Here is a 23,471-nt window from a genome sequence, read left to right as displayed (position 1 = left end):
TTTAGAGAGTCCCAAACTTTATAGTTTGGGGCTTTTTTTTAACCAAAAAACACGTTTCTTTAAAAAGAAACGTGCCGTTATAACCTATGCGTTTAATGCTAATTGAATCATCAGTTCAATGGCAGCTGGAATGGACTCTTCGTCGATATCAAATTTTGGATGATGGTGCGGATATTGACTCTTTTCACTTTTCATCCCTACATGAATGAATGCACCAAACTTTTCCTGCAAATAATAGGCGAAATCCTCAGCACCTAATTCCGGATCCATCGGGGTAAAAACTCCCTCTCCAAATGTGGTTTCAATCACTCCTTTGGCAAATTCACATGCCTCAGGATGATTGTACAATGGCGGTGTACCTTCAATAAATGTATAGTTTCCTTTGGCACCAAAGCTTGCACAAATCGCTTCAGTCAACCCAGCTGTTTTTTGTTGCATCATTTCTGCAGCCTCAAAAGTCATTGCCCGAATGGTTCCTTGCAGCCTTACTTCCGAAGGAATAACGTTATATGAGTTGCCTGCCTGCATCCCCCCAAAGGAAATTACCCCAGCATGCAATGGGTTTAAATTGCGGCTGACAATCGATTGGAAAGCTTGAATCAAATGGCTGGCAATGTAAATGGGGTCCACTGTATCCTGCGGAACGCCGCCGTGTCCGCCTTTTCCTTTGATGATGATGTCAAAATCATTGCATGATGCCTTCGCCGGGCCAGTCGGAAAACCTATTTTTCCAAGCTCAAGGTTAGACATTAAATGAATGCCATAAATCTCATCAACATTTTCCAATACGCCTTCTTGAACAAGTTTCTGTGCGCCGCTTGGTGAGGCTTCTTCAGAGCTTTGAAAAATAAAAATAATATTATTTTTAATTAAGTGTTGATTGCTGCTCATCCATTTTGCAACAGATAGTAAAATGGCGGTATGTCCATCATGGCCGCAAGCATGCATGACACCAGGAACAGTCGAAAGGTATGGCTTGTCACCTTCCTCGTTAAGCGGCAGTGCATCCATGTCTGCACGAAGGGCGATCGTTTTATGTCCTTCCGTTCCCTTTAGAAAGCCAATCACATTCGGTGCCGAAAAACGTGCATCTAAAGGAATGCCAAATTCCGACAACTTTTCTTTTACATATTGCGATGTATTGTGTTCTTGTCCAGAAAGCTCTGGATGCATATGAAAATGTCTGCGCTGTGCAATAGCCCATTTTTTTAGTTCCGAATCTACGAATCTTATTTGTAACATGATGAATATCCCCTATAATAGATTTGTATATTTATGCATTAAATTGTAATCCATATTCAAAAATATTGCAAGTACAACTTAAATATAAGAGGAGGAGAGAAATGATCCCACAACAAAATCAGTGTCCATTATTTTGTGTACAAATATGTAGACAAGTATACGATAAATGTTTGCATGTTTACGAATTGTATACTTTTGTAAACGAAAATGTGTACATGTAAACAAATGTGTGCACATCCTTTGATGAATAGCTTTTCACTCACTTTGCAAAAGAATCGATATCTTGCCATATTCCTGATCAAGTTTAGTTCGAAAAAACAAAGCTCACTTCTTATAAGAATCAGTGTATTCATTAGGTTTCTAATGCTGCTGAATTTTACCCCGACTAAAGATGGAAAGTATAAAACGTTTATTCAAAAATCTGTATTAAAAGGGAGAGGAAGGGTTGAGGTTATTCCTTCCTTTACAAATATAAATAGGTCTTTATTGCCGTCATGATGTTGTAAACATAGCGGTATGCATGTTTACGGGTTTGTCTACAATCGTAAACAACATAGTAAACGTGTATACAAGTATGTGTACTTTCATTCGGTGTTTCTTTTTATCCCAAGTTGTGAGTATTAAATGATTTTTCCAAAGATAAATTTTTCGTCTCATTTTTCGTCTACAAAAATGTATACAAGTTTACTATTGTAAACATATTACGTATACGTGTTTACGATTTGTAAACAATTGTATACAATAGAGTAAACGTGTTTACGTACATGTACACATCCGTTAAAACAAGGAAATATACAAAAATGTTATACATGTTTACAAACTGTATGCAAATACCGAATAAGTTTACGAGTTGTTTACAGAATTACACTTTTGTTACTTTTTAGCAGGAATCATTGAGTGTTTGGAAGAATCTTATATACTCTAAAGGTATACTTACAAGATACATAGACTCGTAAATATAAGAACAAAAAGGATGGTAATGTATGAACTATAGAATCGCTGCTATTGATGTAGGAAATGACTCAGTTAAATCTATTTTCGGAGAATTGGATTATGAATTAAATATTCCGAATATCATTGCAAGAGATGTTGAGGACAGGCCTGTAATCGGAATAGAAGAATTGGATGACAAGAATCCGCTTGAAGGGATTCACGTTAAAGTCCACTCCCCTGCCCTGAAAGAGAATAATGCGATCTATCGTGTAGGTCACTTAGCAACAAAAGCTGATAACGCAACAGAATTGGATCCAGGCAGCAGCAAGTCGGAAGAAGATCAAACATTGGTCATGCTGTTTACTACGTTGGCGTTAGATGCTGTTAGAGATAAAAATACTAACGTATTTAAACGCTCAGGAAACGTTATTGACGCATCATATACTTTAGGCACAGGGCTTCCGCTTCGTGAAGTAAAGGAAGGTAAGGATGCCGGCTATCGTTCGAAACTTCTTGGCTCTGTCCATCAAGTAGAATTCTTAATTACACCAAAATACCAAGGTCTTAAGGTTAATATCAAATTTAATGAAGTGAAGGTCTACCCAGAAGGATTTGCAGCTTATATAAACCTAGTAATGGATAATAATTTAAACATTATCAATAAGGAACTCATTGACAAACGGATCCTGATCCAAGATATTGGCGGACTTTCTACCGATATTGCTGTTATTAAGAACCGTAATGTAGACGACGACAAAGCCCAAGGATTTAATTTAGGTGTTTCAGAATCATTAGAGGCAATTCGTGAGGAAATCCGTATAAAGCATGGGGTTGAATTAGACAGCCGCAGAGACGTCGTGGAAATTTTGACGAAAAAACACGATCGCAATCATATTATGGTAAAAGGCAGCAGGACAAGTGTTCATGATATAACTGACCGTATTTTAATGGAATTGGCGAAAAAAGAATATCGTTTATTACGCAATGTTTGGCAAAAAAATTCACAAACAGAAATTTGTTATTTTGTTGGCGGCGGAGCCAACGTGCTGAAGGACTATCTGAAAACATTAAATAATAATTTGGATGGCTATAATATTGACTTTTTTGAAGATGAAAAAGAAAGCATTTGGATGATGGCTAATGCTTATTATAAGTTGATCAAAGATTTTGCGAGAAGACAAGATAAGCAGCAGAAGCCTGACCAAGAGAAGAAGCCTGTAAAAAGCTAAATAAGGTGATGTTATGAACAAATCCTCCTCCAATGAGGTAAAAAGGGGTCAAGCTATTTCCTTTCGGGTTCCATCGGATACCCCAGACCATTTAGTAAAACAGTTGCAAAAGCTAAAGGAAAAGGAAAGAAGAAACTTTTCAAGTAAAATTGCCGAATTCGTCATCCAAGGACTTAGTCAGACCTACGAGCGGGATCGGGAAACGATTACGATTCCCCTTCCGCATAAGCTGACAAAGGCACAGCGCGACTGGCTCAAACATGAGCACTCTGAGGCCTTATTGGGAAGCATTGTTTATCAGCTCATTTCCGACCCGATTCGTTCAACATCGATCTTGGCGACCTTAAACAGCCAATCGATTGATATTGATGAAGCCTTGTACCTTCAGGAAACAAGTGCAGGTATTGAATTCGAAAGCAAAGCAATGCCGAAAAGTGAGGATCCAATTCAAAATAACAGTCTGGATCTTGGTGATGACGATTTAAGCAGCTTTGATTGGGAAACGGCAATTCAAGCTGAAAGAAATACACCAAAAGAGCAAGATGAGGAGAAAAGTGAAGAAGAAGAGGTAGAGGACCTTCTTGGAGGGTTCTTGGCCAGTATGAATAAATAAAAGAAACCTTCACCTTTTTGGGGTGGAGGTTTCTTCAGTTCTGAGCTTAGTTGCTGCCCATATCCATCATTGTTTTAGCTTTCATAGCCTTTTCCTTCATGCCATTTTTAATACGGTCTGCACGGCCTGCCTTGATGGCATCACCATGTTCTTTTGTGATCGTACCATCTTTGACAGCTGCATTAACCGTCATGGCATCAAAATCAGTTAGTTTTTTGTTAAATTCTGCTTCTGTTAATCCTTTATCCTTCGCAACCTGTACTAATGTTTTCCCTTTCTCCATTTCTTTAATAATGTCAATTGGTAAAACATTAAGGACATTTGCTGCTTCAGAAACAATATTTTGTTGCTTTAAACGGCTTGCACGAACGATCGTTTTTGCTGAATTTTTTTGTTTTGGTGCTGAGTATTTAGCCATCCGTTCTGCAGGTGTCGGCTGCTTTGGCTGCGATTTTGCTTCAACAGAGGTATTATAGGACACGGCCGCCGTTGCCCCAATTGCTATCACACTGGCAAGTACTATACCCGTGAGAAATTTTTTTCTCATTCATATGCCTCCTTTTCTGTTAAAATGAACCTTTCGAAAAATCCATGCATAGGGGGTTCAATCCTCATAAAGAGGATTGCTGCCCCGTACATGAACCTGATGATACATGTTATACGTTTTCTGATAATCAATTGATTAAGGTTTTACAGTTATTGGATTTGACCACTGTGATGAACCGGTCGCATTTACGGCCTGGATTCTAAGGTAATATGTTGTACCTCTTGTTAAACTTGTTATTGTTGTGTATGTTTTGGTAGTTGACGTTGATTTTGTACTACCGTTTGTTGGAAACGCTGAGTTGGTCGAATATTGAATGGTATAACTTGTTGCGTTACTGCTTGCATTCCAGTATAACAAGGCAGTACCTCTAAATCCTTGGCCACTGAAATTGGTTGGTGTAGCAGGAACACTAGGAGCATTAGGAACACTTATCCTCACGCTATTTGAGTAGGTTGATGATGAGTTTCCATTTAATGCCTTCACACGGTAAGTGTAACTGCTGCCAGGAGTTACCGCTGAATCGGTGTAACTTGTGACATTCGCATTTACGGTACCAATCTGAGTATATGTTCCACCATTGTTCGTAGACCGTTCAATCACATAACTGGTTTCATTTGTTGCATTGTCCTTCCAGGTTAATTGAACTTTTGGACCGGTTTGGACCGTTCCTTGTAGATTTGTTGGTGCTGCTGGTGCTACTAATACATTTCCGTTGGCTGTCACAGTGTTGGATGGTGTTCCGCTGTTGTACATAGTATTAGGTGAATTAGCATCTAGTTTTGTTGCCGTATGTGATGGATCAGTTGCAGCGTTAAAGGCATCTACACGGTAGCTATAGCTTGTATTTGGATCAGCTGTTGAATCAGTGTAGGTTGTAGTGTTAGCCAGTATTTGAGCAATTTTTGTAAATGCTCCTGTTTTGCCGTTAGTGATCGTTGCGCGCATCACATTGTAGCCGACTTCATCTTTGATTTTCGTTGGGTCAGTTTCCCAAGTAGATATATTATTGTAATTCACCGGTGTAGGGTCGGTCCAAGTCAGACTTACTGGGCCGCCGTTTGTTCTTGCGGCTGTTAATACAGAAGCATCTGGTTTAGCTACGTTGACCGTGAAGTGATAGGTACGCATCATATCGTTTTCTTCATGGCCTAATAGGTGACAGTGCCATACATACTCCCAACCATAGTTTGTATATTGGTTTGTAACAGGAGTTGTAGGCGCATTTCCTGTTAATGGGTCAATGTTGGCAAATTGTCCACTTGAACCTTCCGCCATTGTCGGGTCTAATAGACGGATACTATCCGGTATACCGAACGGTAATTTCGGCGCAACCGGTCTTAAAGCAACAATACAGTCCTCAAGTGGATTCATCCGCACTGTATCCTTCCAGCCCCGTTCATTATCGTCAGGCATTCGGATCGAACCATCCCAGCCGACGCGGTTGATAAGCTGAACATCAAACAGATGGAAGTGGATTGCGTGCGTGTCAACCCCATTATGGGTGATTTTCCATAGCTGTGTTCCATCACCAGTTTGGCCAATTGGGGCTATTGAATCCGTCATGTTTTCCGTGGTAGGATCAACATATCCCAACATTACCGTCGTTTGATTCTGGAAGTTCGTATTCGGCAGCTCTGTTCCCAGGGTGGCATTCATCCGCCCGTAAGTTTGTTCAAACTCTTCGGCTATTGCCTTCGGTGTTAAGTTCATTGTCACTGATCCACCAGTTGCCGGAGAATTAAAGGTTGAAGAATTATCTTGAATATTTACCCATTTTCCATTTGGATCGTTTCGAGGATCCGTCGGGTCTTTATATACATTATTATTGTAAATGAGCTTATTTTGACCTGCAGCGAAAGCTTTAGGTATCTCTGTCTTCAATGTATCCAATGTTTGTTGCGTTGTATCTGTTACGGTCGTTCCAGCAGCAGCGGGAGCAACTTTAATCATCATCATCGTGCGAGTATTTGGACCATATCCAGCTTGAGTGGTTGGTGCTCCACCTGTATTATTTCCGGTTGGGGATGCTGATTGGTCAGGGTCGCCCGTGTAATAATCGTAACGCGGGTCAAAGGCTGGAACTGGAGCAGGTGCATCATTATAAAGAATGAGTGTCTGACCGGCATATTTACTAAAGTCAACGACAACATCTGCTCTTTCAGCAGGTCCCAATAGCAGGTTCTTGCTTGATACGTTTAGAACGGTAATGCTTCTGCGTCCATATTCGTAGTCAACCGGTTGATTTGGCAAGTCAACAGGGTTTGGTAAAAAGCCGCTGTCATTACCGATTTGGATCATATCCGGACCTGTTGCTGCTGGATCTGGCACTCCGCCATCTCGTCCGTCAGTTGGCCATACTCGTTTATCACCTGCGGGACCAGTCGAGGTTCCAGGGAATCCAGGTGTGGTAACAGCAGGAACCATATTGACTTCACCAGCATTACCATCTTTTAAGGTACCGTCGGCATTCCACATATCAGTTCCTTGATCCTTAGCCTTATAAAGCTGCAAGTTCCACATTCTATCATTGGAAGCATTCAAGATATTGAATCGATAGGATTTTGGATCAACATTTAAAACTGGATACGCTGTTCCGTTGATGACCGGAGTATCCATGAATGCTTCAGGGGTAGTAGAAACATCTGGTACACCAGGATTCATTGGCGCCTGTCCATTAGAGTCTACTTTAGTACCTGAACCAGTGTATAAAGGATTTTTAGCTGCTCCGTATTTAAGGCCAGTATTTGGTGGCCAGAACCACGGACCATAATCCCAGCGGCCCATTGGGTTAGCACCTGACATATCATAAGGATTCTGGTTCGGCATATAAACATGCGGGAACCAAAGATTTCCCAATCCGCCCCATTTCGTTTTATCCCAGGTTGGATCGGTTGCAGCTAACTGATTATCAGTAGGAACAAAAGTTTTATCTTGGATAATCAAAGGCATTGTGTGGTTAGTATCCGGAACAACACCTCTATTGATAAGATCTTGTTCAACATCATCTGTAATCTGATAACCTGCCGCCTCACCAGCATAAACGTTCAATCGTGTAATCCCGTAAGAGTGGTCATGATAGAACATTAATCTGGCACTCTGTTGGTTTGTGTAAAAGAAGGTCATTGCCCCAGGGCCAGGATCTGGCATGTCAGGGACATTTCGAACACTTACTCCTTTTGGATATGGAGTGTTCTCTCCCGCAGGCGTAATCCATTGGTGCGGTGTTCCGTCACTGATCCACGGAGTGATTCCACCATGCAAATGGAGAGTAGCACGGTTCTGCGTGTACATCGTTTTTCCATCTGGTCCCATACCGGCTCCCATCAAGGATGTATCAACTGGCAAGAAAAGATCCCCGCCACTTCCCGTAGGAAGTCCATTGATAAATTTTACGCGCACTGGACGGTCCTTGTGTGCAGTAATAAATGGGCCGAAATAGCTTGGAGGGCTCACTACCGTTTTTTCATCTGTGGAAAGTTGTTCATACCCTCGCAGCTTTGTGGCCGGCAAATCTGAATGCATTTGCTCTGAATATTCGACTACTTTAATGACATAGTAGTCTGAACCTGGATACGTAGTCGTATCAGGAGTAGCTATCGGAATATACTGTCCAAGATTGTTTTTATTTTTGTCTCCCAAACCAGGCAACCCGTCAACGAATTTCCGCATCCCTGTTTTAGGAACAACGTTTCCATTCGCATCAATTTCAGGAAGCGGACTGTTCGCATAGTTTGGCGTTGTCCAGTAATCCGGCGTGCCGCCTGGTGTTCCTGTGGCAGCTTTAGCAGTGTCTAGCATTGCCATATCGCTAAAAGGTACGGACACCGCGACCAGCATTCCTGCTAGTAAACCTAATTTCACCTTTTTACTAACAGACTTAAATTTTTTTATTTTATCTATCCTACCCATTTCTCATCAGCAACTCTCCCCCAAAATTTGTGCGAAATAACGAACAACAGGATGTACGTATGTAGGTCCTAATGCCTACTGCTGCAAAAGCCATTTACCTTTAAAAGTCAAATCCTCCCCGCAACGTTTTCTAACTAACATAATCTTATTCTCTTAATGGCAAACACTTCCTTCCGTACTATCCATTATAAAGAACGAATTATTCTTGGTAAAGAACGTTTATTGTCGAAATTTAAATATTTTAAAAAGTCCTTAAAAAATCCGATTATGCTACTTATTATCTAATGAAAATAAGAAAAAATGACTAATATGAAATATTCACATAAAAAAAACTAACCCACATAGGATTAGTTTTTTAATGAATTTGTAAAATAGTGTAGATTTAGGCCTTTTCCTCAAATAATCTGGTAATTTCAACAATGACTCGTGCAGCCTTCTCCATATTTTCCGCAGATGTAAACTCAAATCTTCCGTGGAAGTTTTCTCCACCAGCAAAAATATTTGGTGTCGGGAGTCCCATATAAGAGAGCTGTGAGCCATCCGTACCACCACGAATTGGTTGGACAATTGGCTTGATATCCAAGTTTTCCATAGCTTGATGGGCGATGTCAACGATTACTTTAACGGGTTCGATTTTATCCTTCATGTTGTAATATTGATCCTTTAGTTCAAGGATGATGTTGTTCTCACCATATTTTTTCTTTAAGTCAGCAACAATGCTTTCGACTTTTGCTTTTCTGTCATTGAAATTATTTTTATCAAAGTCACGAATAATGTAGTGAAGGTTTGTTTGTTCTACATCCCCGTGGAATGAAATCAAGTGATAGAAACCTTCATAGCCTTCTGTCATTTCTGGTGATTCCTCAACAGGAAGCATGCTGTTTAATTCCATTGCAATTTTTGCAGAATTGACCATCTTCCCTTTTGCAGAGCCTGGATGGATATTTCGACCCTTAATGGTTATTTTTGCAGCAGCAGCATTAAAGCTTTCAAATTCCAACTCACCTAACGGGCCGCCATCCACCGTATAGGCAAACTTAGCACCGAATTTCGCAACATCAAATTTATGTGGTCCCCTTCCAATTTCCTCATCAGGGGTAAAAGCAACCCTTACTTTCCCGTGTTTGATTTCTGGGTGTTGTTTAAGATAGTTCATTGCTGTCATAATTTCAGCAACACCAGCTTTGTCATCTGCACCAAGCAGAGTGGTCCCATCTGTTGCAATCAATGTATGTCCAATATAGTTGGCCAGCTGCGGAAAGTCCTTTGTGGTTAATGCGATATGTAAGGATTCATTTAAAACGATATCTTTCCCGTCATAGTTCTCAATGATTTGCGGATTTACATTATTTCCTGTGAAGTCGGTAGCCGTATCTACATGGGATAAGAATCCAATGGTCGGAACATCTTTATTTGTATTAGCTGGAAGTGTGGCAAAACAATAACCACTTTCATCCAATGTTACTTCTTCCATCCCTATTTCCTTCAATTCTTCTACAAGGATACGAAGGAGCTCTAGCTGTCCCGGTGTGGATGGACAAGTATCACTGCTTTCGTTTGACTGGGTATCTACTTTTACATAAGTAGTAAATCGTTTAATAATCTCATCTTTCAAAGCAATTCAACTCCTTTATTTGTTCACCATCTATCTTAACACTTAGCTAAAAAGATTGATATTGACCAGTGTGGTCAATAAGAATATAATAAAATTGACCAGAGTGGTCAACTTAGTTGGAAGGAGGCTGCTACCATTCAATGATTGAAAAATTCTTTAATCTTGATCAAGAAAAACAAGACAGAATATTCAATGCAGCCATTAAGGAGTTTGCCCAGAAAGGCTATGATAATGCCTCAACAAATGAAATTGTAAAAGAAGCAGGAATTTCGAAAGGATCCTTGTTTCATTATTTTAAAAATAAAAAGCAGCTTTATTTGTTTTTAAAAGATCATTTTATGGACCTTTTAACAAAGGTGTTTTATCAAAAGGTTACTTTTACAGACCCTGATATTTTTATGAGAATTGAGCAAGCAACGCTCATCAAAATGGAGTTAAGAAAACAATACCCTGATATTTTTAAGTTCATCACCAACGTTTACCTGGAAGATTCAAAAGAGGTAAAAGAAGATTTAGACAGTTGGAAAATGGAAATGACAACAGTAAATATCAATAAGGCTTTCGAAGGTATTGATACATCCCTGTTTAGAGAGGATGTTGATGCAAGTAAAGCGATAAAAATTATCATGTGGACGGCTGAGCAATTTGCTGCTGAAGAATCGGCGAAGGCAAAATTATCACCAGAGCATGATTTTGACTATGACAGGATCTTAAAGGAATTAAATGAGTACTTTACAATTTTCAAAAATTGCTTTTATAAATAGGGGGTTGTAAGCATGAATGTCATTGAAATCAAAAGTTTGACGAAAACCTATGGAAAGGCAAGAGGAATCTCTGATATTAGCTTCAATGTGGAAGAAGGCGAAATTTTTGGCTTTATCGGTCCAAATGGAGCCGGTAAATCGACGACTATTCGTACCCTTTTATCGCTTATTTATCCAACTAAGGGCAGTGCAACGATTTTTGGAAAAGACTCTGTTAAATATGCTCCTGAAATCAAAAAAGAAATTGGCTACCTGCCATCTGAAGTATTTTATTACGACAATATGAGAGTAAAAGATCTATTAAAATACTCAGCCAGTTTTTATAAAAAGGATTGCACGAAGCGGATTCATGAGTTGGCTGAAATCATGAATCTTGATCTTAATAAAAAAATTGAAGACCTGTCATTGGGGAACAAAAAGAAAGTCGGAATTGTTCAAGGACTCTTGCATGAACCCAAATTAATTATTTTGGATGAACCGACAAGCGGGTTGGACCCTTTAATGCAGCAAAAGTTCTTTGAATTACTTCAAGAAGAAAATAAAAAAGGCGCAACGATTCTATTTTCATCTCATATCTTAAGTGAAGTTCAAAAGTTATGTAATCGGGTGGCCATCATTAAAGAAGGCCAGCTTGTTACCGTTGAAAAAATCAGTACTTTACAGGAAAACAACTATAAAAAGATAAAAATTGAGACAAAAACGAAGCTGGGCCTGGATTATTTTAATCTGGAAGGCATCAATAAATTAGAAGTAAAGGATAACGTGATCACCTTCTTATTTAGAGGAAATATTAATGATATTTTGAAAAAGATAACAGAAATTGAGATTACGAATCTTTGGATTGAAGAACCAGACCTTGAGGAGATCTTTATGCATTATTATGAAGTGGAGGCCTGATAGACTATGAATATCTTTTATCATGAATTGAAGGCTTACCGGAAGTCGACCATCATTTGGACGATATCTTTAGTAGCAATTGTTATGCTGTTTATGTCATTTTATCCTGGTTTTTCAAAGGATACAGAGGCTTTTAAAAAAGTAATGGAGAATTATCCGCCAGCAATCAGAAATGCATTGGGGATTAATCTAGGTAATCTCGTCTCTATTCTGGGATTCTACTGTTTTCCTTTGTCATTTATTACCCTTTGCGGTGCGATCCAGGCTATGAATCTTGGTACGTCCATTATCAGCAAGGAAGTCCGTGAAAAAACAGCAGATTTTTTGTTAACAAAACCGGTCACTCGCACAACCGTTTTAACAGCTAAAATGTTCGCTGCATTTGCTTCGATTGTGATTACAAACATCATTTTTATTGCAGCTGCAAGTATTATGGCATTTCAAGTAAAGACCGATGATTTTAGTTTTAAAATCTTTATTATGCTTTCACTTACGATGTTTTTTGTTCAACTGATATTCCTGGCTCTGGGATTTATTGTTTCTGTGAGTGGATTGAAACTTAAATCAGTGCTCAGCGTCTCGCTTGCAGTTGTCTTTGCTTTCTATTTTCTGGGTATGTTCAGTGATACAACAGGAGAAAAAGTAAAACGCTACTTTTCGCCATTTAAGTACTTTGACAATACTTATATTTTGAAACACGCAAGCTTTGAAGCTTCCTTTTTAGTTGTCGGTGCCATCATTATTATTGCAGCAGTTGCAGCAAGTTTCATGATTTACACCAAAAAGGATATCCATGCTGTTTAAACTAAACGGAGGGGTTTCGTGATGAATGTATTTTTAAGAGAATTAAAGGCCCATCGAAAATCGCTTATTTTTTGGAGTATTGGAGTTTTCCTAATGGTTGTATCAGGGATGGCAAAGTACTCGGCGTATTCTTCCTCTGGTCAATCAATCAATGAACTCGCAGCAAGCTTGCCAAAATCAATGAGGGTTGTACTGGGTTTTAATTCAGGGGATTTATCAAAGGCCAGTGTCTATTTCGGAATGTTGTATCTCTATCTGCTGTTAATGGCGACGATCCACGCTGCGATGCTGGGAGCTGCAATTTTTGCCAAAGAAGAGCGTGATAAAACGTTTGAATTTTTATTCGCAAAGCCAGTCTCAAGAACGGCCATCATTACTGCGAAATTGCTGGCTGTATTAGTAAATATCGTTATTTTTAATCTGGTAACTTTTATTTCCTCGGTAATTCTCGTTGGACAATACAACAAGGGCGAATCGGTTAACGGTGAAATTGCTGTTTTAATGATCGGAATGTTTATTTTACAGCTTTTGTTTATGGTCATTGGCAGTGCAATCGCAGCTGTGAAAAAGAAACCAAAAACAGCAGCATCATTAGCGACAGGAATACTTTTAATCACCTATTTATTATCGATCATCGTTGATTTAAATGATCATATTGAACCATTAAAATACTTAACTCCATTTAAGTATTTTGAAGCAAAAAATATCATGTCCGGTAGCGGGCTGGATGCAGTGTACATTATCCTGGCAAGTTCTTTAATTATTGCGCTGACGGCCGTAACCTATGTATTTTACAAAAAGAGAGATTTGAATGTTTAGAATATAAACGGGCCGATCCTGCTTAAGGTCGGCCTTTCTTCACGGTTTATATAATAATACAAAGTCTCCCGGCCCGATTAAAGCTACTCCTATGACAACTGCAATGAGAACAAGGTTATACTCAAATCCGCCATTGGTCAGCCAGTAACCGTTTTTGCCATGAACGGTGGCAATCGCATCAATCATAACGATGGTAATGAGAATCGCTCCAACCCAGGTAAGGAGCCCCGCAGCAAACAGCAAACCACCGATGAGTTCAAACAATCCGGCGAGTAAGGCCCAAGTTTTTCCGCCATTTTTGATTCCAATCGTCCCCAGCCATTCTCCGAATCCGCTTAAACCAGGGCCTCCAAACCAGCCAAATAACTTTTGAGCCCCATGCCCGACGAATGTCAAACCAATAACCAAGCGAATCATTAATAATCCTAAACTTGCCACATAACACCCTTCTTTCAGAAACGATCTCTAATAGGCTCATTATATGAACAACCCTTGTTATTTTATACAAACATGCTCAAACATGTTTTTTTTATTTTCAACATGGATATGGTAAAATACACCTGTTGAAGAAGGAGGAAGAGTAAAATGACAAATGTACAGCAAAATAACGAACTGCCGCCAAAAACATGCAGTGTTGAGCGGTTAGTTACCTTAAAGGAAGATGTTCAAAAGGTACTTGAAGGAAAGAAAACAGCCACACGCAGGAATGGTAGATATGCGGATGTCGGCGAAGTGATGACACTGGAAGGACAAGACTTTGTTGTCGAGCGTGTCTATTCCCAATCACTTGGAGAGTTGACGGATGAAAATGCACGCCAGGAAGGCTTCGATAGCCTGGAAGACTACAAACAATCCATCCTCTCCATTCATCCGGGCATGCCATGGGTACCGCAAATGAGAGTATGGGTCCACGAATTCCGCAAAGCTTAAATATTTATTAAAAAGCAGCCGTTAAATTGAAAACGGTTGCTTTTTCTTTGGTTCTTTTAAGATTTTTAATTTGTTTAATCCCCCCGCCAAAATTATAATATAGGAGCCTGCACTTGGATGGGATCAGCACCATCCAGGACACACAGAGATCGGCCATGAAGGTGGAATAAAAATGCATTTCCTAAGAAAGTACGTGAGAAAATATTGGAAGCTATTTAGTACCGCTGTTTTATTTTTAGCATGTGAAGCCCTTTGTGACCTACTGCAGCCAACGATTATGTCAAAAATCATTGACGTTGGGGTTGCTGGCCGAGACTTATCCTATGTATTAAAAATGGGCGGTGTGATGCTATTAATTACAGCCTTTGGGGCAGTGGCTGCCTCACTTCGGAGCGTATTGGCAAGCATCGTATCGCAAAACTTTGGCTCCGATTTAAGATCTGATTTGTTCCGTAAAATTCAATCCCTTTCCTTTAAAAATATCGATAAATTTGACCGCGCCTCACTTGTTACAAGACTTACCAATGATGTCACCCAAGTACAGGTTTTTGTCAATGGCTTGATGAGGATGTTTGTAAAGGCACCACTTGTTGGCATCGGTGCCTTGGTGATGGCGGTCCGTTTAAATCCCCCCCTATCCGTCGTTCTTGTTGTAGTTGTTCCTGTTGTTGCCATCCTCATTATGGTGAATATAAGGTTAGGCTTTCCCCTTTTTCTTAAAGTTCAAAAATCACTTGACCGTGTAAACGGTGTGATGAGAGAGTATTTATCAGGTGTCAGAGTGGTTAAAGCCTTCAATCGTTTCGATTTTGAGGTGGAAAAATTTAGCTCAGCCAATGAAGAGCTTCAGAATAAATCAATAAGGGCTAATCGGAATATGTCTGTATTTAGCCCGGCCATCATGCTGACAGTCAATTTGGGGATTGTCGGTGTTCTCTGGCTTGGCGGCATTGGCGTAAACAATGGCAGCATGCATGTCGGCCATATTGTTGCTTTCATCAATTATATGACCCAAATCCTTTTCTCGTTGATGATGGTCTCCATGGTATTTAATATCTTTGTTAGAGCCAAAGCTTCTACAGGCCGCATTGCTGAAGTTTTTTCCATCGAGGAAAATATCACATGGAGCAATGTCCAAACTGAAGAAACAACTGAAAAAGGCAGAATCGACTTTGAAGACGTAACCTTTTCCTATGAAGGAACATCAGGCGAGCCTGTTTTGAAGAAAATTAACCTGACCATCCTTCCTGGCGAAACGGTAGGAATCATCGGTTCTACCGGATCAGGAAAAAGTACATTGGTGAACCTGATCCCCCGCTTTTATGATGTTACCTCTGGTGTTGTAAAGGTGGATGGCGTGAATATTCAACAGTTAAGCCCCAAGAAGCTTAGAGAAAAAATTGCGATTGTTCCGCAAAAAAATATTTTATTTACTGGCAGCGTGGCCGAGAACGTCCGCTGGGGAAATGACAAAGCAGTGATAGAGGAAATTGAGAAGGCGTCAAAGATGGCAGAGGCTAATGATTTCATCCAAGCTGCCCCTGAAGGTTATGATACAAGGATTGGTCAGGGCGGCGTCAATTTTTCTGGTGGGCAAAAACAGAGAATTTCCATTGCTCGTGCCTTAGTACGGAACCCTGAAATTTTAATTCTTGATGATAGTACGAGTGCAGTCGACGTCGCAACCGAAGCAAGAATCAAAGATTCATTGAAAAAATACGCCAAGGGCCTCACCTGTCTGCTGATTGCCCAGCGAATTACCTCTATTATGGATACCGATAAAATTGTGGTCTTAGACCATGGTGAAGTAGCGGGATTAGGACGGCATGAGGAATTATTAAAAGACTGTCAGATTTACCAGGAAATTTATCAGTCGCAGATGGGCAAGGAGGTGCGCTGACATGGCAGGTCAATCACAGCAAGAAACAAAAAGTGCAGCACCGCATATTCCAGGTCCCGGACGTCCTGGTGGCGGTGCCGGCCGATTTCGCGGCCCCGTCGTAAAACCAAAGAATTTTAAAGGGACCTTGAGAAGGCTGTGGGTTTATTTTGGCAGAGAAAGAAAAATGTTATCGATTATTTTTTCATTTATTGTCATTGATGCAGCGCTTACCTTATTAGCACCGTATTTGATGGGTAAAGCAGTGGATGCGATGCATCTTCATAAGGGAAGCGTTGATTTTTCTATTCTTGAATTGATTATCTTCATTTTATTAGGGGCCTATTTGTTTGATGCCTTGCTTACTTTTTTACAGGGCTGGCTAATGGCTGGCGTCTCCCAGCGGATTGTCAAGACCCTGAGAAGTCATCTTTTTCAAAAACTGCAAAGGTTACCAGTCGCCTTCTTTGATATAAGAACACATGGAGAATTGATGAGCCGGCTTTCGAACGATATCGATAACGTCAGCAGTACGGTCTCACAATCTACCACCCAACTGATGTCAGGGGCGATTACCTTGGTAGGTTCATTCATCATGATGCTGGTACTAAGTCCAATTCTCACTGTGGCCAGTTTAATTACGGTTCCACTCGTGTTTTTGTTGACGAAAACCATTGCCCGGAAAACGAGTGTTTTGTTTAAAAACCAGCAGGTACAGCTGGGAAAATTGAACGGTCATATCGAGGAAACGATTTCAGGATTACAGGTTGTCAAAGCATTTAATCATGAGGAAAAAGCAATTGAAGAATTTGAAACGGTGAATAAAGAGCTGCGTGAGGTCGGCCTTAAGGCGCAAATCTGGTCTGGTTTCCTGATGCCAATTATGAACGTTATTAATAACCTTGGCTTTGCAGTCGTAGCAGTGGTCGGCGGTATTCTGGCTGTTAAAAGCATCATTACGATTGGAATAATTGCCAGTTTTCTCACGTATTCCCGTCAATTTGGCAGACCCTTAAATGACATGGCCAATATTTTTAACATTTTGCAGTCCGGCGTGGCTGGAGCTGAGCGTGTGTTTGAAATTATCGATGAACAAGAAGAGCCTGCAGATATGAATGGGGCGGTGCGGTTAGAAAGTCCAAAGGGGCATGTTGTTTTTGAAAACGTCAGCTTTGGCTACCGTGCCGATGTACCGATTTTAAAAAATGTCAGCTTTGATGCAAGTCCTGGCTCGAGTACGGCATTAGTAGGGCCGACAGGGGCTGGAAAAACAACGATTGTGAACTTGTTGACGAGGTTTTATGACGTAACGGAGGGACGGGTGCTGATTGACGGCAGGGACATTCGTGAATATACAAGGGATAGCTTAAGGAGAAGCTTTGGCTTTGTACTCCAGGATACGTATTTGTTTTCGGGAACAATTAAGGAAAATATTAAATACGGTAAACCTGAAGCAACCGATGATGAAGTAGTGGCCGCTTCAAGGATGGCGAATGCTGATGTGTTTATCAAGCGGCTCCCCAATGGCTACGATACGATGCTGTCAGAAAATGGAGGTAATCTAAGCCAAGGTCAGCGTCAGCTTTTAGCGATTGCCCGCGTGATTCTTGCTAAGCCTGCATTGCTCATATTGGATGAAGCAACAAGCAGTATTGATACAAGGACAGAGCTTCATATCCAGGATGCCCTGTTGTCGATCATGAAGGACCGCACGACCTTTATCATCGCACATCGACTAAATACGATTCGTGATGCTGACAATATTATGGTGATTGATCATGGCCAAATTATTGAAAAAGGCAGCCACGATGAACTAATAGCTCAGCGTGGAAGATACTACAATATGTTTTTTAATCAATTTAAGAATGTCGAAGGGGCATTGGATTAATCGAAAAAGCCGCGCAGATAGCCTGCGTGGCTTTAATGTTATTTAATCTGAACAAAAACAAATACTGATGCGTTATTATTCTGCTTACTTTGTTTGTCAATTCCGAGGCTTTGTACGACAATCGTGATCTTGGCCTGATCATTTTCCTTTGTAAAGGTTGCTTCTTTTACGGACATTTGCCCTTTTGTGGATTGATAATTGGAAAATCGATCAAATATTTCCTGGGTATTAAAGCTAATCAACTTTCGATCATTCGCTCCCATTAAGTTAAGCTCAATTTGGCCGTTCGAAGTATCCTGATTTAATGTGTACTTTTGGCCTCTTTTATCAATCACACTATTTGTTCCATTGCCAGGTTTCCCATACGAATTTATTCCGGCTTGCACAAAGCTATCATAGCCGCTGATCGATACCGAAAAGGACGGTTCAAGATTAAGGTAAACCGATTGATCAATCATTCGCTGGTCCTGGTATTCTTTAAAGCCAAAAGTCTGATAAAAGTCAGCATCTGCATTAAAACGTTTTGGCAGCCATTTAATCTTTTTGGTATATTCCATTCTGTTTAAATAATATACGGCATTTGTGATTGTCTTTTTATCCTTATCAGAAATGGAGCCGTTCGGCTTGATAATCTTATCTTTAAGCATGTGATTCTTCACAAGCACATTTTTTAGTGTCTGAGTCTGGCTGTTGCGGCTGATGGTGAATGCGTCAACTGGAGGAACAATCGATATTGTCGCAAACACAATTAATAACGCAGCGATCACGCCGTTTTTTCGTATAGGCAGGATACTCAAAAGTACACCCGAAGCTGCAGCATATATACCAAACAAGATTACATAATAGCGGGTGTGTGTGATCCCTGTATCAGCTGAACTTAGAATCGAGGCTGTAATCTGAAAAAGGACAATGGGCACAAGAACTTTAGGGAATATCTTTCTAAAAAGGACCGTAAACTTATTTTCGATTTCACTAGCTAAAATATAGACTAAAATAACGGTGATGGCATAAGAAACAAGCATCGGTTCTAGCAAGTTATCAGTCCAAAACGTACCGCTGATATTTTTAATAATATAAATCACTAAGATCAAGGTGAATACGGCTACTAAGGGGATAATAATATAGGAGATTAGTATTTGTAAAAATTTTGGACACTTTGAAATGGTGTTGACCGTTTCTATTTGCTGTGGATTCTCAAGCGTTTTTGCTCCAGGATATTTGGGTATGAGTGATAAGAAATACATCGGTGCGAAAAGGACAAAGATTAGATTTGCCATGTGTGGGTAAGCCCTGTAATTCACTGCAAAAATCAACAAGTTTATGGCTGTGAGAATAATGCTGATGCCTGCGAAAATGACGCCAGAAAAGAATAGGGTATTAAAAAGGGACTTAAAGGCTATCATAAAGCTCTTGTTAAAATTCACTTTACTTTTTATGACGGGAACCAAAATGAAGGCAATAAAGAGGGCAAACAAGGCAACGGCTGTTCTAACTCCAATTTCCATACTTAATTTTGGCGCTGGTCGAATGATGAGCCCGTAACATGCTGTCAGCAAGACAACTAAACCCATTAAAACAAAGCGGGAGGATATCTTAGTAAAAAAGCGTTCATAGGCAACTTGAGAAACAGCACTAAGAAAGGCACCTACCAAAAAGGTTAACAATAATTTAGATATGCTCTGTTCAGTATTGATGTCATAAGCATTGATAATCACTGCTGCCAAGAGATAAACAGTCGTTAATGGAAAGCGGGCGATCGCATCAGTTAATCCAGTGATCCTATCTTTAAGCTTTTTGATCCATTTCATCTTCTACAACCCCCTTCTTTTAAAATATTTAAAAATTCAAATAATTATTCCGACAATGAGGTCCTAGCTTACTTAAAGCATACCACTTGAAAAAGCTGATGTCGATTTAATCCTATAGTCATGAAAAAGACGTATGCCCCCTTTGGCATACGTCTTTTTCTGCTATTCAGTTATAACCCTGTATTAGCCTTAACAAGGATTTCATCAAATTTCTTCTCATCAACCCTTTTACTAGAAAACACAGTTCCAAGATAGGCTCCAATAAAGCCTAAGGGAATCGAGACAATTCCTGGGTTGCCGAGCGGGAAGCGAGGCTGACCGACAAGAATCGCTTTCCCTGCTTCAGGAGACCAAATATTCGGGCTGATAGCCACAAGGACCAGTGCACTGAGAAGCCCGACCACCATTCCGGTAACTGCACCCGTTGTATTAAACCGTTTCCAGAAAATCGTGAACAGAATAATTGGCAGATTGGCACTAGCAGCAACGGCGAAAGCTAACGCTACTAAGAATGCCACATTCATTTTTTGCGCAAACAAAGCTAAGATAATCGATAAAGCGGAAACGCCGATCGATGCCCAACGTGCGGCAACAACCTGTTCTTTTTCCGTAGCTTTGCCGTGACGAAGAATTTGACTGTAAAAGTCATGGGCAAATGCTGAAGCGGCAGACAGAACAAGCCCGGCAACAACCGCGAGAATGGTGGCAAACGCAACAGCGGAAATTAACGCAAATAAGAAATCTCCGCCTAATGCTTGGGCGAGCAGCGGCGCAGCCATATTGCCAGCAGCATTCGCGGCAACAATTTTATCATAACCAACAAAAGCGGCAGAGCCAAAGCCCAAAAAGATCGTCATAACGTAGAAAATACCAATGATCCATGTTGCGAATACAACTGATTTGCGGGCAGTTACTGCATCTTTTACGGTAAAGAAGCGAGTAAGGATGTGAGGAAGTCCCGCTGTACCCAATACTAATGCGAGGTTAAGGGATATCGTATCCAATGGATCCTTAAATTTATTACCAGGATTTAAAAATCCAGTTCCAAGCGGTGTGGCTGTTTTTAAATGGTCAAACATCTTCATCACGCTAAAATCAAACTTCGCGAATACCATGAAGGAAATGATGATTGTACCCACCATTAACAATAAGGCCTTGATAATTTGTACCCAGCTAGTTGCCATCATCCCGCCGAACACAACGTAAACAGTCATCAATACGCCTACAATTAAAACAGAATAGATATAGTCCAAGCCAAGTAAAAGCTTTATCAATGCTCCAGCACCGACAAGCTGGGCAATCATGTAGAAAATCGAAATGGTAATTGTATTTAAAGCTGCAACACCGCGGACATTTTTTTCTTTAAACCTGGCCGCAATCATATCAGCAACGGTAAATTTACCAAGATTTCGGAGCGGTTCAGCTACAATATATAAGACTACTAAATAGGCAACTAAAAAACCAATACTGTAAAAGAAACCATCAAAACCAGAAAGAGCGATCATTCCAGCAATTCCGAGAAAGGATGCTGCTGACATATAGTCACCTGCGATGGCAAGGCCATTCTGCCAGCCAGTCAGGCTCGATCCTGCCGTGTAAAAGTCACTTGTGGTTTTTGTCCGTTTCGAAGCGATATACGTTACGATGAGTGTTAGTGCGACAATAATTAGAAATAGTGTAAAGGCCGTTGTATTCAACGATTAAAAACCTCCCTTTGCAGCTGATTCTTTAATCGTTTCAACAGTTTTGTCAAACCTTGAAGCACGATTGGTATAAATGATACATAATGCCCATGTCATAATAAATTGAGCGGCGCCAAACACCCATGCCCAACTAATCGACCCGAATGCTGTTTGATTAAGAATAGATGTGTATGATGTCAGGACTGGAAGTGTAAAGTAAAAGACCAAGAAGAAGATGGACCAAGGAATGATAAAATTGCGTTTTTCACGAAGAAGTTTTTGAAATGAAGATGATTGCACAATCTTTGAGTAATCGATTTCAGTACCGTCCTGTAATGAATCTTGTAAAGCGTTTTCATTATTGTTCAATAAATATACCCCCCTTAAAGTGAAACTACAAGAAGAACTGTCCCCCCTTCGTTTGAATACAAGTGTAATTATACATTTATGTAAATAATCTGTAAATTCAGATATTGTTATTTTTTTCCTCTTTTTTCCGACAGTTATATTGTCATAAAATGTTAGACACTGTGGGATAATTAAAAATCAATGGAAGTTTTTGTATAGAAAAGAGGAAAGTTTTCCAAAGTCGTGACAACTGTCAAGACACTTGATAGAATAAGTGTAGTAGTTTTTTATTCTTTTTATAAAGGAGAAATTCATTGTGAGTGTTTACGAGCAAAGGGCACACATCATAAGAAAGAAAGAAGTTTCAACGGGCAAGCTGCTGGGTATCGCCGGAACAGGCTGGATGTTTGATGCACTTGATGTTGGAATGCTTTCGTTTATTATTGCAGCACTTAAGGTTGAGTGGAATTTATCAACTGAGCAGATGGGCTGGATTGGTAGTATCAATTCCATCGGTATGGCTGTAGGAGCACTACTTTTTGGTTTAATGGCTGATCGCATTGGCCGCAAAAATGTCTTTATTCTTACTTTATTACTTTTTTCAGTTTGCAGCGGTTTATCCGCATTTTCGACATCATTGACGATCTTTGTTGTTTTAAGGTTCTTAATCGGAATGGGTTTAGGCGGGGAACTTCCAGTGGCTTCTACCCTTGTTTCGGAATCTGTCCCAACAGAGAGCCGCGGGCGGATTGTTGTCCTCTTGGAAAGTTTTTGGGCAGTTGGCTGGCTTGTCGCTGCTGTTATATCGTATTTTATTATTCCGAAATTTGGCTGGCAGGTAGCGATGCTGATCAGTGCCCTTCCTGCCCTGTATACCATTTATTTAAGGATGGGCTTGCCTGATTCACCTCGATATACTTCTTTACAGCCAAAGGAAAAAGCATCTGTATTTGAAAGTATCGCAAAGCTTTTTTCGAAAGATAATGCCAGGCAGACCGTTGTCCTGTGGGTTCTCTGGTTCTGTGTAGTTTTCTCTTATTATGGTATGTTTTTGTGGCTGCCAAGCGTTATGATTATGAAGGGCTTTAGCTTAATTAAAAGCTTTGAATATGTTTTAATTATGACTCTTGCCCAGCTGCCGGGATATTTTACCGCTGCATGGTTTATTGAAAAATTCGGCCGTAAATTTGTCTTGGTTGTTTACTTAATTGGTACAGCCATTAGCGCGTATTTATTTGGAACAGCGGCTTCAACAGCATTACTTATGACATCTGGAATCTTGTTATCATTCTTTAACCTTGGTGCTTGGGGCGCATTGTATGCCTACACACCGGAGCAATACCCAACAAATATCCGCGGCAGCGGTGCCGGCCTTGCAGCCGCCATTGGCCGCATTGGCGGTGTATTTGGACCATTATTGGTCGGCTATCTTGTCGCCCAAAAGACATCAATCTCCATGATTTTTACAATTTTCTGTATCGCCGTTTTAGTAGGAGCGTTCACAGTATTATTTGCTGGAAAAGAAACAAAGCGAAAAGAATTAGTATAACCTTTAAAGGTCCCC

General features: G+C 40.3%; 18 protein-coding genes. 10 read left to right on the top strand and 8 right to left on the bottom strand.

Features of this window, described 5'->3' with window-relative positions; all coding sequences use genetic code 11:
- Nucleotides 1–84: 84 nt before the first annotated feature.
- Complete coding sequence (locus RCG17_RS12800) at nt 85–1,242, bottom strand: M20 metallopeptidase family protein (protein WP_308175508.1); 1,158 nt, start codon at nt 1,240–1,242, stop codon at nt 85–87.
- A gap of 983 nt (nt 1,243–2,225) precedes the next feature.
- Between RCG17_RS12800 and RCG17_RS12795 the strand changes: the two genes are divergently transcribed.
- Nucleotides 2,226–3,404 carry an Alp7A family actin-like protein gene (locus tag RCG17_RS12795; protein ID WP_308175507.1) on the top strand — a complete coding sequence of 393 codons (1,179 nt, stop codon included), beginning with the start codon at nt 2,226–2,228 and terminating at the stop codon, nt 3,402–3,404.
- 13 nt (nt 3,405–3,417) lie between these two features.
- Complete coding sequence (locus RCG17_RS12790) at nt 3,418–4,017, top strand: hypothetical protein (RefSeq protein WP_308175506.1); 600 nt, start codon at nt 3,418–3,420, stop codon at nt 4,015–4,017.
- A gap of 46 nt (nt 4,018–4,063) precedes the next feature.
- Here the strand turns inward: RCG17_RS12790 and RCG17_RS12785 are convergent, their stop codons facing one another.
- From RCG17_RS12785 to pepT, 3 genes are all read right to left on the bottom strand, one after another.
- On the bottom strand, nt 4,064–4,564 hold the full coding sequence (locus RCG17_RS12785; RefSeq protein ID WP_308175505.1) for a hypothetical protein: 501 nt from the start codon (nt 4,562–4,564) through the stop codon (nt 4,064–4,066).
- Nucleotides 4,565–4,699: 135 nt separating this feature from the next.
- On the bottom strand, nt 4,700–5,317 hold the full coding sequence (locus RCG17_RS28345; protein ID WP_374120956.1) for a fibronectin type III domain-containing protein: 618 nt from the start codon (nt 5,315–5,317) through the stop codon (nt 4,700–4,702).
- 3,538 nt (nt 5,318–8,855) lie between these two features.
- Nucleotides 8,856–10,088 (bottom strand): peptidase T, encoded by a 1,233-nt coding sequence (pepT, locus tag RCG17_RS12775; protein ID WP_308175503.1) that lies wholly within the window; start codon nt 10,086–10,088, stop codon nt 8,856–8,858.
- Between the two features lie 140 nt (nt 10,089–10,228).
- Here pepT and RCG17_RS12770 point away from each other — a divergent pair, with 140 nt between their 5' ends.
- Genes RCG17_RS12770 through RCG17_RS12755 form a run of 4 tightly spaced genes read left to right on the top strand, consistent with a single transcriptional unit; the run spans nt 10,229 to nt 13,372 of the window.
- Nucleotides 10,229–10,852 carry a TetR/AcrR family transcriptional regulator gene (locus RCG17_RS12770; protein WP_308175502.1) on the top strand — a complete coding sequence of 208 codons (624 nt, stop codon included), beginning with the start codon at nt 10,229–10,231 and terminating at the stop codon, nt 10,850–10,852.
- Between the two features lie 12 nt (nt 10,853–10,864).
- Nucleotides 10,865–11,749 (top strand): ABC transporter ATP-binding protein, encoded by an 885-nt coding sequence (locus tag RCG17_RS12765; RefSeq protein WP_308175501.1) that lies wholly within the window; start codon nt 10,865–10,867, stop codon nt 11,747–11,749.
- Nucleotides 11,750–11,755: 6 nt separating this feature from the next.
- Nucleotides 11,756–12,553 carry an ABC transporter permease subunit gene (locus RCG17_RS12760; RefSeq protein ID WP_308175500.1) on the top strand — a complete coding sequence of 266 codons (798 nt, stop codon included), beginning with the start codon at nt 11,756–11,758 and terminating at the stop codon, nt 12,551–12,553.
- A 21-nt stretch (nt 12,554–12,574) separates the two neighbouring features.
- Nucleotides 12,575–13,372 (top strand): ABC transporter permease subunit, encoded by a 798-nt coding sequence (locus RCG17_RS12755; protein WP_308175499.1) that lies wholly within the window; start codon nt 12,575–12,577, stop codon nt 13,370–13,372.
- Between the two features lie 39 nt (nt 13,373–13,411).
- Here RCG17_RS12755 and RCG17_RS12750 read toward each other — a convergent pair whose 3' ends face one another.
- On the bottom strand, nt 13,412–13,810 hold the full coding sequence (locus RCG17_RS12750; protein ID WP_308175498.1) for a DoxX family protein: 399 nt from the start codon (nt 13,808–13,810) through the stop codon (nt 13,412–13,414).
- 147 nt (nt 13,811–13,957) lie between these two features.
- Here RCG17_RS12750 and RCG17_RS12745 point away from each other — a divergent pair, with 147 nt between their 5' ends.
- The 3 genes from RCG17_RS12745 to RCG17_RS12735 all read left to right on the top strand — a co-directional run bounded on the left by RCG17_RS12745 (nt 13,958) and on the right by RCG17_RS12735 (nt 18,069).
- Complete coding sequence (locus RCG17_RS12745) at nt 13,958–14,302, top strand: ASCH domain-containing protein (RefSeq protein WP_308175497.1); 345 nt, start codon at nt 13,958–13,960, stop codon at nt 14,300–14,302.
- A gap of 172 nt (nt 14,303–14,474) precedes the next feature.
- Entirely contained in the window at nt 14,475–16,202 is a 1,728-nt protein-coding gene (locus tag RCG17_RS12740; RefSeq protein WP_308175496.1) for an ABC transporter ATP-binding protein, read from the top strand.
- A 1-nt stretch (nt 16,203) separates the two neighbouring features.
- Entirely contained in the window at nt 16,204–18,069 is a 1,866-nt protein-coding gene (locus RCG17_RS12735) for an ABC transporter ATP-binding protein (protein ID WP_308175495.1), read from the top strand.
- Nucleotides 18,070–18,107: 38 nt separating this feature from the next.
- Here the strand turns inward: RCG17_RS12735 and RCG17_RS12730 are convergent, their stop codons facing one another.
- The 3 genes from RCG17_RS12730 to RCG17_RS12720 all read right to left on the bottom strand — a co-directional run bounded on the left by RCG17_RS12730 (nt 18,108) and on the right by RCG17_RS12720 (nt 21,928).
- The gene (locus RCG17_RS12730; protein WP_308175494.1) at nt 18,108–19,877 is read right to left on the bottom strand and encodes a DUF4153 domain-containing protein; all 1,770 of its coding nucleotides are present in this window, start codon (nt 19,875–19,877) and stop codon (nt 18,108–18,110) included.
- Between the two features lie 170 nt (nt 19,878–20,047).
- Nucleotides 20,048–21,574, bottom strand: a complete 1,527-nt coding sequence (locus tag RCG17_RS12725; RefSeq protein ID WP_308175493.1) for a solute symporter family protein — start codon at nt 21,572–21,574, stop codon at nt 20,048–20,050.
- 3 nt (nt 21,575–21,577) lie between these two features.
- A complete protein-coding gene (locus tag RCG17_RS12720) occupies nt 21,578–21,928 on the bottom strand; it encodes a DUF485 domain-containing protein (RefSeq protein WP_308175492.1) in 351 nt (116 codons plus the stop codon).
- A 382-nt stretch (nt 21,929–22,310) separates the two neighbouring features.
- On the opposite strand from RCG17_RS12720, the gene RCG17_RS12715 reads away from it, so the two are divergent.
- Nucleotides 22,311–23,456, top strand: coding sequence for an MFS transporter (locus tag RCG17_RS12715; RefSeq protein ID WP_374120955.1), 1,146 nt, complete (start codon nt 22,311–22,313; stop codon nt 23,454–23,456).
- Nucleotides 23,457–23,471 lie beyond the last annotated feature (15 nt).

The organism is Neobacillus sp. PS3-12 (genome assembly GCF_030915385.1).
Classification (GTDB): Bacteria; Bacillota; Bacilli; order Bacillales; family Cytobacillaceae; genus JAEVLT01.
Note: the sequence above shows the minus strand (reverse complement) of the source record. Positions and strands in the feature narration are given on the sequence as shown.

Excerpts from the sequence above, each read along its gene's own strand:
- RCG17_RS12800 (WP_308175508.1), bottom strand. The coding sequence starts at position 1,242 with ATGTTACAAATAAGATTCGTAGATTCGGAACTAAAAAAATGGGCTATT.
- RCG17_RS12795 (WP_308175507.1), top strand. The coding sequence starts at position 2,226 with ATGAACTATAGAATCGCTGCTATTGATGTAGGAAATGACTCAGTTAAA.
- RCG17_RS12790 (WP_308175506.1), top strand. The coding sequence starts at position 3,418 with ATGAACAAATCCTCCTCCAATGAGGTAAAAAGGGGTCAAGCTATTTCC.
- RCG17_RS12785 (WP_308175505.1), bottom strand. The coding sequence starts at position 4,564 with ATGAGAAAAAAATTTCTCACGGGTATAGTACTTGCCAGTGTGATAGCA.
- RCG17_RS28345 (WP_374120956.1), bottom strand. The coding sequence starts at position 5,317 with ATGTACAACAGCGGAACACCATCCAACACTGTGACAGCCAACGGAAAT.
- RCG17_RS12770 (WP_308175502.1), top strand. The coding sequence starts at position 10,229 with ATGATTGAAAAATTCTTTAATCTTGATCAAGAAAAACAAGACAGAATA.
- RCG17_RS12765 (WP_308175501.1), top strand. The coding sequence starts at position 10,865 with ATGAATGTCATTGAAATCAAAAGTTTGACGAAAACCTATGGAAAGGCA.
- RCG17_RS12760 (WP_308175500.1), top strand. The coding sequence starts at position 11,756 with ATGAATATCTTTTATCATGAATTGAAGGCTTACCGGAAGTCGACCATC.
- RCG17_RS12755 (WP_308175499.1), top strand. The coding sequence starts at position 12,575 with ATGAATGTATTTTTAAGAGAATTAAAGGCCCATCGAAAATCGCTTATT.
- RCG17_RS12745 (WP_308175497.1), top strand. The coding sequence starts at position 13,958 with ATGACAAATGTACAGCAAAATAACGAACTGCCGCCAAAAACATGCAGT.
- RCG17_RS12740 (WP_308175496.1), top strand. The coding sequence starts at position 14,475 with ATGCATTTCCTAAGAAAGTACGTGAGAAAATATTGGAAGCTATTTAGT.
- RCG17_RS12735 (WP_308175495.1), top strand. The coding sequence starts at position 16,204 with ATGGCAGGTCAATCACAGCAAGAAACAAAAAGTGCAGCACCGCATATT.
- RCG17_RS12730 (WP_308175494.1), bottom strand. The coding sequence starts at position 19,877 with ATGAAATGGATCAAAAAGCTTAAAGATAGGATCACTGGATTAACTGAT.
- RCG17_RS12715 (WP_374120955.1), top strand. The coding sequence starts at position 22,311 with ATGTTTGATGCACTTGATGTTGGAATGCTTTCGTTTATTATTGCAGCA.